9 protein-coding genes are annotated in these 11,152 nt (G+C 39.4%); 8 read left to right on the forward strand and 1 reads right to left on the reverse strand.

Going from position 1 to position 11,152, the window contains the following annotated elements:
* Nucleotides 1-227: 227 nt before the first annotated feature.
* The gene (locus tag Q1B07_RS25105; protein WP_299093897.1) at nucleotides 228-365 is read right to left on the reverse strand and encodes a hypothetical protein; all 138 of its coding nucleotides are present in this window, start codon (nucleotides 363-365) and stop codon (nucleotides 228-230) included.
* Between the two features lie 190 nt (nucleotides 366-555).
* On the opposite strand from Q1B07_RS25105, the gene Q1B07_RS25110 reads away from it, so the two are divergent.
* The 8 genes from Q1B07_RS25110 (at nucleotide 556) to Q1B07_RS25145 (ending at nucleotide 11,032) form a co-directional block, all read left to right on the forward strand.
* Entirely contained in the window at nucleotides 556-1,560 is a 1,005-nt protein-coding gene (locus Q1B07_RS25110) for a DUF3231 family protein (RefSeq protein ID WP_299093898.1), read from the forward strand.
* 368 nt (nucleotides 1,561-1,928) lie between these two features.
* Complete coding sequence (locus Q1B07_RS25115) at nucleotides 1,929-2,129, forward strand: cold-shock protein (protein ID WP_299093900.1); 201 nt, start codon at nucleotides 1,929-1,931, stop codon at nucleotides 2,127-2,129.
* A 415-nt stretch (nucleotides 2,130-2,544) separates the two neighbouring features.
* Nucleotides 2,545-2,757 (forward strand): hypothetical protein, encoded by a 213-nt coding sequence (locus Q1B07_RS25120; RefSeq protein WP_299093901.1) that lies wholly within the window; start codon nucleotides 2,545-2,547, stop codon nucleotides 2,755-2,757.
* Nucleotides 2,758-3,331: 574 nt separating this feature from the next.
* Nucleotides 3,332-4,228, forward strand: a complete 897-nt coding sequence (locus Q1B07_RS25125; RefSeq protein WP_366945287.1) for a sugar ABC transporter permease — start codon at nucleotides 3,332-3,334, stop codon at nucleotides 4,226-4,228.
* Nucleotides 4,229-4,258: 30 nt separating this feature from the next.
* Nucleotides 4,259-5,143 carry a carbohydrate ABC transporter permease gene (locus tag Q1B07_RS25130; protein WP_299093903.1) on the forward strand — a complete coding sequence of 295 codons (885 nt, stop codon included), beginning with the start codon at nucleotides 4,259-4,261 and terminating at the stop codon, nucleotides 5,141-5,143.
* A 183-nt stretch (nucleotides 5,144-5,326) separates the two neighbouring features.
* On the forward strand, nucleotides 5,327-6,604 hold the full coding sequence (locus Q1B07_RS25135; RefSeq protein WP_299093904.1) for a sugar ABC transporter substrate-binding protein: 1,278 nt from the start codon (nucleotides 5,327-5,329) through the stop codon (nucleotides 6,602-6,604).
* 104 nt (nucleotides 6,605-6,708) lie between these two features.
* A complete protein-coding gene (locus tag Q1B07_RS25140; protein WP_299093905.1) occupies nucleotides 6,709-9,840 on the forward strand; it encodes an alpha-amylase family protein in 3,132 nt (1,043 codons plus the stop codon).
* Nucleotides 9,841-9,946: 106 nt separating this feature from the next.
* A complete protein-coding gene (locus tag Q1B07_RS25145; protein WP_299093906.1) occupies nucleotides 9,947-11,032 on the forward strand; it encodes a LacI family DNA-binding transcriptional regulator in 1,086 nt (361 codons plus the stop codon).
* The last annotated feature ends 120 nt before the right edge of the window (nucleotides 11,033-11,152 follow it).

An 11,152-nucleotide genomic window follows, 5' to 3' on the forward strand; every position in this document is an offset into this window, starting at 1 on the left:
GTAATTATTTTGGATTATTTCCCATTTTATGAGATGGTTGACTAAATGCTAAGATTTTTATGCAAAGCTAGTGATTTGAATAGGGAATTTAGTAAAAGGAGATCATGCTCCGTCTTGTTTCCAAGAGGATTACGATCTCCTTTTATACGGAAGGAGTATAACCCCACCAGCATATTTAATCAATGATGTTGTCATCGAAACCTTTGATAACAAAATCAATTCTTATTTCAGGATCCATTTTTAAGGTTTCTTAAAACCATAGGCATTTCCTTTTCTTCTTTTCCTTTCTTCTCCTTAAGCTTCCTATCAGCTGAATTTGCTGATTGAAATCTTGCAGCGTCCATGCCATCAATAATATTCGTCAACCTAACACCTCCTATTTGCATTTATTATTTCCTTCAATGTGAATATTATCTTGATTATTATTCAATTTCTTCCGATTGTTGAATATCAAACACCATTGATTTCGAATGGATAGGTCCTATTGAAGGCAGCCGTTAGAAAGGAAATCATAACGATTGATAAATTGGTAAATACTATCCAAGAGGTGATAGTATGGATAAGGATAAATTAAAACTCACATCTTCCGAAATAGGAACACTGTGGGGAGGATATATAAACGGAACAATGACAGATGTAGTAAATAGATATATGTTCTCTATAATTGAGGATGAGTCAATAAAAACTATTTTTGAGGATGCGATCAAGACCTTTGAAAAACAAAAGAAACAAATCGTAGCTTTTATGGAGAATGAAGGATTTCCAGTACCAATTGGATTTACAGAATCTGACCTTAATAAAGGTGCAGAAAGATTGTTTTCTGATATATTTTGCTTAAATTATTTACATATCATGACTTTGCATGGCTTGCTGGGACATACCACTGCATTAGGCGTCTCTGTCAGAGAGGATTTACGTTTTTTTTACGACTCATGTAATAATGATGGAAAAAGAATGTACCATCAAACCATTGATTTATTGCTTGAAAAAGGGAATTTTCAGAGAGACCCATTATTTTATCCTGCCAAGAACCCTGAATTTATTACTAGCAAAGATTTCACGGATGGAACTTTTGGAAAAGGGAGGCGGTTATCTGCAACAGAAATCATCAGTATTTTTTTAAACCTAAAAAAAAGTATTATGGCTAAAACTCTTTCTATCGGATTTAGCCAGGTCGCTCAAACAAAAGAAGTAAGAAAATTTTTAGAGGATTCCGAGAAAACCTCAGATAGTCAAATACAAGCCCTTTCAAAAATCATGCACGACGATAACTTGCCAATTCCTAGGTCTTGGGAAACAGAAGTGACAACTTCAACGGAATCTCCTTTTTCGGATAAGTTAATGTTGTATCATATTGGTTTCTTGTATCAAGCAGCACAAAACTATCACGGGACTGGTCTAGCATCAGCCATGCGAACAGACCTTGTAGCGACTTATGAAAGCGTCATTCTAAAAAATCTAATGGTAACAAAACAATGGTTTAATCTTATGGTGCAAAATAAATGGTTAGAACAACCACCACTTGCTCCTAATAGAAAAGAAATTGCAAAAGAAAAATAATAAAATCAATATTTCTTAGGGAATCGCACTTCCTGAACATCACTTCACTACAGGCAGATAAACCATGAAAACAGCAATTTTCATGGTTTATCGTATAATTCTCAGAGATATACTTTATTTGAAACGTAGATATTCTAAACGGCAATTTCCAGCAGTGACATGATGTACCTCTTTTGGAGTGGCCAAAGTATTTAACATTTCAATTATATATCCATTTGCTTTTCCAAAAATTATCTGTTATCATTAAGATGAATTATTTTTGTTCGGTCTGTAAGGAAAGATAAGTATTTAAACTTTTCGCCTTTGATATCTAATTGAGCAAGGATAGTATTAAACAGTGGGTATATTCCACGCAGGAGGCAAAAAACATGCAACAAGGTACAGTAAAATGGTTTAATGCAGAAAAAGGGTTCGGATTTATCGAAGTTGAAGGCGGCAGCGATGTATTCGTTCATTTCTCAGCTATCCAAGGCGATGGGTTTAAATCTTTAGATGAAGGTCAAAAAGTGACTTTTGATGTTGAACAAGGTCAACGTGGACCACAAGCAACGAACGTACACAAAGCATAATGAATGAACAAAGGGACTCTAATTCATTTTAGAGTCCTTTTATTTTTGTGGTTTCGAAAACCCCCGGCATAGCCAGGGGTTTTCGAAACCACAAAAATAAAAATCCCCATTCAATAATGAATGGGGGAGGAAAACATGAAACTGGTATTAAAATGGTTAGGTAAAGCATAACACACTATTTGTAGATTACCTAATTAAAATTAAAAATAAAGTGTGAACTAGCTTTCTTCTCATTTATCTTACGCCCTTTCTGACTATCTTTTTTAATACATGTTTACCCCTACATGATATAAAAAACAATATAAGCAATAGTGAAACCCTCATCTTTCCAGGTCAGGGTTTTGTCTTTATTAAATTTACACTTGATAATACGAACGTTTGTTCCTATAATATTTCTTAAAGGAGCGTGATGTTTATGTATAGTGATCTTGAAAGAAAAATTTTCCGCATTTACTTTAATACGTCAATACATGGTAAGAGTCCTACACTTAAAGAATTAATGAGATGGACTGGAAAATCGGAAGCAGATGTAAAAGAAACTGTGAAGATACTACTGAAAAAAAGCTTATTGGTTAAGGACGAGAAAAATAATTTAATTGCAAATAGGATTAAAGTGAAAGATTTATAAAGTATTTCCATTTAAGTTTAGCCTCCTGCGATTTAATTGTCTTAGGATTAAATAATCATAGGAGGCTTTATTTTGTATGATCGAAATCTTAAGTGGGATATTGGCCAATTTACACATAATAGTAACACTGTTGCTTCAATGATCTCCACATCCTTCCCCATCGTGTACAGGGAATTTACCCGATGTGTTTCTTATTTGTACAATTCCTGCAAATCCATCTTTCCTTCCACTGATTTAGTATTCAACTAAGCTCCCTCCTTAAAAGCTGTAAACCGCCATGTTTAGACAAATTTTTTACAGGTATTTCGAATATTCAGAATCCAATGACATTTTCATTAAAAGTTATGTACAAACAAAAAGTATGTATGTTATACTAACAACTAACAACTATGATAACAAAAATAACAAAATTAAGTGTAAGGGGGAAGGAGATACAATCATTTTTAAAACTGTTTGTGAGGGGATTTTTATTTTTTATGTTTTGTAACCGTTTGCAGTTTGTGTTGGAGACTCAAAAATCGCAAGGGGATCCATGAAAAGGATGGTTCGCTGAACAAAAGGAGGGGGATTGGTTTTGGGGACTTCTATAAGACGGATGGTCAAAAGTAAGACATCCATATTTTATTTGTTTATTTCTCCATGGCTGCTTGGGTTTTTGGTTTTAGCGGCCGGTCCAATGTTGTTTTCGCTCTATATGTCGTTTACCGATTGGAAAATCTTTGGGGGAACAACTTGGGTTGGACTTGAAAACTATAAAACGCTTCTAAACGATCCGCTATTTTGGAAATCATTGTGGAACACGGTTTATTACACGGCGATAGGTGTTCCGCTAGGGCTTGTTGCCGGGTACTTGCTTGCAGTGCTATTAAATCAAAAGGTAAAATTCATGGGTTTTTTCCGCACGATTTTTTATTTGCCGTCCATTGTTCCGGCGGTAGCAAGTTCTCTGTTATGGATTCTTATTTTTCAGCCGGAATTTGGCTTAGCGAATGCAATGTTGGATCAATTTAATCTGCCCACCTCGAAATGGCTGCTTAGTGAGACGATGGTGAAACCAGCTCTCATTATTATGAGCTTATGGGGTGTAGGTGGAGGCATGGTGATCTACCTGGCAGGACTTCAGGGAATACCTACAAGCTTATATGAAGCGGCAGATATCGATGGGGCAGGAAGCTGGAGCAAATTTTGGCATATTACCGTACCGATGTCTTCACATGTCATTTTCTTTAATCTCATCATGGGGATTATTGGCTCGTTTCAAGTTTTTACACAGGCCTATGTGATGAGCAGCGGCGGACCGAACTATGCATCACTATTCTACGTTCTATACCTTTATAATAATGCTTTTGAATATTTCAAAATGGGCTATGCATCTGCACTGGCATGGGTATTGTTTCTTATTGTTCTACTCTTTACATTGCTTCAGTTTAAATTATTTGGAAAAAAAGTCTATTACGAGTTTGATGATTAAAAAGTAGATTTTTAGAAAGGAAGGAGTTATATGGAGAGAGTAGCTGCTGCAACGAATGGCAATGTGGAAATAAAGTATAAAAGCATGTCTAAAACGAAGCGGTTGCAACGTTTTGGAATCTATACTCTATTAATCCTGTTTTCTATTTTATTTATTTTACCGTTTGTTTGGCTGATTAGTACATCGTTAAAGCATGAGGCACAAGCGATTACCTATCCGCCTACGATAATTCCGACTGATTTTGATTGGGCAAATTATAAGGAAGTCTTTCAAGTCGTTGATTTTCTCAGGTTTTATTGGAATACCATTTTTATTACCTTTTTCACTGTCATTGGGACGATCTTATCGAGCGCGATTGTTGGCTATGCCTTTGCGAGAATCAACGGAAAAGGGCGTAACTTTTGGTTCGTGATTTTATTAAGTACGATGATGCTGCCGCAGCAAGTGACGATGATTCCGCAATACATCATTTTTTCTAAGCTGGATTGGGTCAATACCTTTTTGCCATTAATTGTCCCAGCGTTTTTAGGAAATGCCTTTTTTATCTTTCTGCTGAGACAGTTTTTCAAAACGATTCCACGTGAATTAGAGGAGTCTGCCATCTTAGATGGATGTAACACATTTGGTGTCTTTTGGCGCATTGTCCTTCCACTATCGAAGCCGGCGTTGATTACGGTTGCCATTCTAAGTTTTATGTGGACATGGAATGACTTTATGAATCCTTTAATCTATTTGAATGACCCAAATAAATATACGCTGGCACTTGGCATTCAAATGTTTAATGGACAATTGAATATGCTTTGGGGTCCAATGATGGCTGCAAGTACTTTGGTGATACTGCCACTGATTCTCTTATTCTTCTTTGCTCAAAAACATTTTATCGAAGGAATTGCTTTATCGGGCATTAAGGGGTAGTTGGGACTGTCTCCGAAGCCCCATTTTATCAGCGTTCGCCGATAAATTTTGAATTTCGCTGATAAATTAAAAAAAGCGCTGATATATTTTTAAATTCGCCGATAAAAAGATTTTTTCGCTGATAGTTAAATGAATCGGGGTACAGCCCCAAATGAAAAAAGAACATGAAGGGGGAAGTATGGGATGAAATTGAAGAAGCGTTTCACTTTATTTGTAAGCGTTTTACTAGCGTTCGCACTACTGCTGGCAGGGTGCAGTGAGAGCTCTGGCGGGTCTGGAGAATCATCAGATGGGAAGAAAACAACGTTAAGAGTGCTGGTTTGGGGGAATGGGCCGGAAGAATTAAAAGGTGAGGAAGAAATTTATGCGAAGTTTGAAGAGGAAAACCCGAATATTAACGTTGAGTTGATTCATGCTCCTTATGATCAAGTCATGGATAAATTCGTCACCATGTCGGCAGGCGGAGATCAGCCGGATTTAGTTTGGCTGCAGAGTGCCTATTTGCCTGGGTTTGCAGAACAAGGCTTGCTGATGAAATTAGACGATCTTATTGAAAAGGCAGGGATCAATAAAGAAGATTGGCTTCCTGGCGGCGTCGAGATGGGGACTTGGGATGAAACGATCTATGCATTGCCAAGAGATATTATTTCTCACCACATCGTCTACAACAAAGATATGTTTGATAAAGCGGGAGTTCCTTATCCTCAAGATGGCTGGACATGGGATGATTATGTAGAGACAGCCAAAAAATTAACAATCGAAGAGAATGGAAAAATTGTTCAGTTTGGTTCCGCAAGCTACTCTTGGGAAGAAGCATTAGTTGAAAACGGTGCTGCGAAGTTTTCTCAAGATGGTTCAGAAGTATTAGTTGATTCACCTGAAGCAATTGAAGCTATTCAATGGGCAGCAGACTTAAGCAATGTGCACCATGTCTCACCGACTGCAACAGAATCACAAGGTCTGGGCGATTTATTCCTTGCAGGAAAAGCTGCCATGGCCTTTACCGGTCCTTGGAACTGGAGACCTTACACAACGGAAGGCAAGTTTAATTGGGATATCGTTGAAGTTCCAGCAGGAAAAGCAGGAAATAAATCACAATTACTAGGCTTGCCGATTGCGATTGGGGCAAATACGGAGCATCCGGAAGAAGCATGGACGCTGCTTGAATACTTAACACATGGCGGCGGTCAAGAAATCCAGTCAGAAATCGTTGGTGCCTATCCTTCGGTTAAGAGTGCGACTGAAAAATTCTCTGAGGGAGAATATGCTCCGGCAAATGTCGACACGGTGCATCAGGCAATGGAGGAAAATACAGTCGTCACGCCAAACTTCCCAACATACTCGGAAGCGATGAATACACTGCAGCCTGTGATCGATCAAATTATGAATGGGGAAGTAAAGGCAGAAGATGCGCTTCCAAAGGTCGCTGACAAAATACGCAGCCAATTAAATATGAAGTAAATGGAAAGAGAGGAGAACCTTTCGAATAAGGGGGTTCTCCTTTTATTCAAAAGATAAAAAATTTTACTCTATTAAACTATTTCATAACACCTAGGAGGTTACAAATGGGCAGGTCGCTTTTATTTTATGATCAATCGTTTCCATATGCAGGGGTAAGACCCAGCAATGAGGTTTTTATGAACTTATCCAAACAATTCACAATCGTCTCTGCAAATGAGCTGAAGGAGCATTTAGATTCTAGCAAGTTTGATTGCTTGATTCATCTTCATGGTGCTTATTTTCCAAAAGAATCTTGGAGTGCGATTCTATCTTTTTTAAAAAAAGGCGGGAATCTCCTTCATATTGGTGGTGCTCCCTTTAAACATCCGGTCTATCAGGAAAATGAAAGATGGGTGGTAGAGCAGGCGCAAACAACCTATCATCAAAAGCTTTTGATACATGAAGCTTTACCAGTTGATGTAACCGGCATAAAACAACATAAACATCATCTCGATCTTCCATTGTTCGAAGGAAAAGAACATCTTTTCACAATCGAACCTACATATGGGTTTATTCTTCATGTCACAAGACATTGTGATACGCCAAAGGAAATGGGCTCGGCTGGACCAATGGATGCTCACATTTATCCTCTGCTAAAGCTTGTCTCGGATGAAGGACGGGAAGTGGGAGCTCCAGCTGTCTTATTGGAATATACAAAAGGTGATTTTGCCGGGTGCCGGATGATGTTTATCAATCAACCATTACAGGAACAATTTTGGACGAATAATGGAAGTGAAGCATTAATTGAATGGGCAAATTATTGTGCTCAAGGGGTAACAGAGATATGTCTGAAATCCAACTATGCGTCCTATGATGCAGGGGACAGACCGACGATCACGATCCAAACACAGTCATTAAGGAGAAGAGATGGGCTTGCTTCTAAGGAATGGACGTTTGATCTGACCATTAGGAAGAAGGATGCCCCAAATGAATTGGAATGGAAAAAAACGCTACAAATCGAGGCAACGAATCAATTTCAACTAACTCGGATTCCTGTTCCAATTCATGTGGAAAAAGGAATGTATGAGGTAGTTTGTGAGGCTAGGTCCCAAACGGGTGAAAAACGTATCTTTAAACATGGTTTCTGGGGTTTTGATGATCATCTATTGAAGGATGGAAGCCCTTTAAGCTGTGATCACGATTATTTTTGGAAGGATCATCGCCCAATGCCTATTGTCGGTATGACATATATGACGTCTGATGTAGCAAGGAAATTTTTATTCCTACCGAACCCGGCTGTCTGGGACAGAGATATGGCGCAAATGAAAAAGGCTGGGATCAATTTCATCCGCACAGGGATCTGGACAGGCTGGAGAAATATCATGTTCGAGGATGGTCATGTCCATGAAGAAATCCTGCGCGCGATTGATGCCTTTATTTTAACAGCGAAGAAACATGAGCTTGAAGTAACGTTTACCTTTTTTGCGTTTACCCCGGAAAGCTGGGAAGGGGCAAATCCATATTTGGATCCAAGAAGTGTCGAAGCGCAGAAACGATTTATTACGACTATTGTATCGAAGCATAAAGAGACAACAAATGTCCATTGGGATTTAATTAATGAACCATCGATGTTTGACCCTAATCGCATCTTTTCCGGCCCGCGGTCTGCTGGTGATCGGTTTGAGAAGGCTGCTTATTGTAAGTGGCTAAAGAATCGCCATGGGACGATCCGGAATCTTCAAGAAAAATGGAATATGACACCTGATGAATTACCAAGCTTTGAGGCAGCAGTCCCACCGGAGCCGAGTGAGATTAATTTTCATATTCAGGATATGGGAACGGAAAAGAAGGGAACAAGGTGGCTCGACTACTCCCTATTTACGATGGACATGCATAATCATTGGGCAGCGGAGCTTACAGCAGCCATTAAAGCGATGAATCCGAATCAGCTTGTAACGGTTGGGCAGGATGAAGGACTTGCAGGTGGGCGCCCATCGCCGTTCTTTTATGAGGAGGTCGTTGATTACACAACGGTTCATTCCTGGTGGCATATGGATGCCCTTGTTTGGGACGGTATTTTTACGAAAGCGCCTAACAAACCAAATTTGGTGCAGGAAACAGGCATTATGTATGTCGAAACGCCGGATGGACGTGCGAAAAGGTCTGAAACAGAGTTGCGAAATATATTGGAGCGCAAGTATGCCTATGCTTTTGCAACAGGCGGAGCCGGAGCCGTTCAGTGGATTTGGAATACAAACATTTATATGGATAATATTAACGAATCAAATATCGGGGCCTTACGAGCAGATGGAACGGAAAAGCCGGAAGCGAACGTTTCCTATGATTTTGGCAAGTTTATCGAGGGAATTCGCGACTTGTTTGTCGGGAGAGAGCTTGAAGATGTGGCCGTCATTTTTCCTTATTCCAATGATTTTTCGAATCGAAAATTAGCCTATGACGCCACAACCACCTTAACGAGAATTCTCACATATGAGATGAAGGTACCATTCCGTGCACTTGGTGAATACCATGTCGATTCTCTATGGACAAATCCACCTAAACTCCTTATTCTTCCTAGTGCCCATAATGTGAGTGATCAGGCATTTAAGAAAATCGTAGAGGCTGTAAAAGAGAAGGGAATCACCTTACTGATGACAGGACCTCTTGGGCTTAACGAGTATTGGCAGCCGACTAGCCGTCTCATTGATGAGCTTGGTCAACGAACGATCTCCAATGTAGTTCGTGAAGAAATGCTAAGACTTGAGGGGGAGCTGCTCCCGGTTTCATTTGGTGCCAGCAGAATTGCCGAACTGAATAAGGAAGTAGTGATGGATGAGAACGGACATCCTTCACAAGTAACGGATATCCATGAAATCCAAATTGGAACAGGATCGCTCATTTGGTGTCCGTTGCCAATTGAGTTGAATGAACGGAAGGACACGATGAGAAAAATGTATGACTATGCCTTAACAAAGGCGAACATTCATCGTCCATTAAAGTGGCATGTTGGTGGTGATTTGCCGGGAATCTATGGACGAAAAATGTCCTTCAGAGACGGAGCCCTCTTTGTCTTTACATCTGAATGCGCATGTGATAGCGAGATCGAGGTAACAGATACAGCGACAAACATGACGTACTCCTTTACACTGGAGAGTGAAAGGTCAATCCTGTTTGCGGCAGATCGATCAGGAAGAATTGTCGGAACCTATCGTCCAAATGAGGTCACGATTCAATCTTCCCCATATGTACTTGCATAATCAAAGCGACAATCTAGATAACCATTTTGTTAGGTTTGATTGAATGGTATAATAACAACGATTAGTTTCAAAAACGGATAAAATCCCCTTGGTTGGAGGTGGTAGAATGGCACGCAAAGTAACCATGCAGCAAATTGCAGATTACTTGGGGGTATCAAAATATGTCGTTTCAAGAGCACTTTCAGGTAAGAGTGGTGTCAGCCATTCAACCAAGGAGAAAGTGTTTCAAGCCGCATCACAATTAGGTTATTTCGCTCAAAAAAACATGAGTGTTAATTTTGATCATCTGGAGAAGGAAACAGCTTCAGAAATCGAGGAGCAAAAAGAGACCGTATTAGTGTTAATGCCGAATATACGTCATCAAACGAAAGAATCTTCCTATTGGGGCAGAATTGTTGACGGAATCTCTGCGGAGTTAGAGCGTAATAGATTTGGATTAGTAATTATTACAGAAAATACGGTCAAAAGCATCGCAACGATGATAAACCCAAACGGTTTGCTTGGCGTCATCGGAGTAGGGGTTGTATCGACTTCGCTTCTATTAGAGGTTCATCAATTAAACATCCCAATTATCTTAGTGGATCATGAGGATCCTCTCATTCCAACAGATACAATTTTTAATAATAATTTTGATTGCAGTGCCATGCTGACAAATTATTTAATCGGACTGGGCCACGAAAACCTATGCTTTGTAGGGGATATCGACTATTCCCGAAGCTTTTTTGACCGCTGGCTTGGATTTAGGAGTGTATTAGAAGCAAATGGTATTTTTTATCATCATCCTGACCTGTTAACCTCAGTAAAATTTTCCGCAAACGAGGATATTAAGCAGCAGATAACAGAGTGGATACAGGGAAAACAAGTGGATCAATTACCGACAGCCTTTGTTTGTGCGAATGATTCGATTGCGATAAGTATCATTTCTGCTTTGGATGAACTGGGGATAAAAGTACCTGAGCAAATCTCGGTTACCGGATTTGATAATATTAAGGAGTCCTACCAAACGAGCCCGAATTTAACAACCGTAAATGTAGCGAAAGAAGAGCTTGGAAAACGGGCGGTTGCGATGCTGATAAGCCGGCAAAAAAGCAAGGACTCCCCAACGGAAAAAATATTATTGTCCGGTGTGATCATGCATCGTGAAACATGTGCTCCGGTAAGAACGGGCGAGGGTGTAAAACACAAAAAGTGAATGAATAGGTGAGAAAATGGAGGTTGCTGTTGAAAGCACTCCGTTTTTTTATAATATCAGAATTTATATGTTGCCCCTTTTTTGTAATATCAGAATTTATATGTTGCCCCTTTTTTGTAA

Source organism: uncultured Metabacillus sp., assembly GCF_947503125.1.
Taxonomy (GTDB): domain Bacteria; phylum Bacillota; class Bacilli; order Bacillales; family Bacillaceae; genus Metabacillus.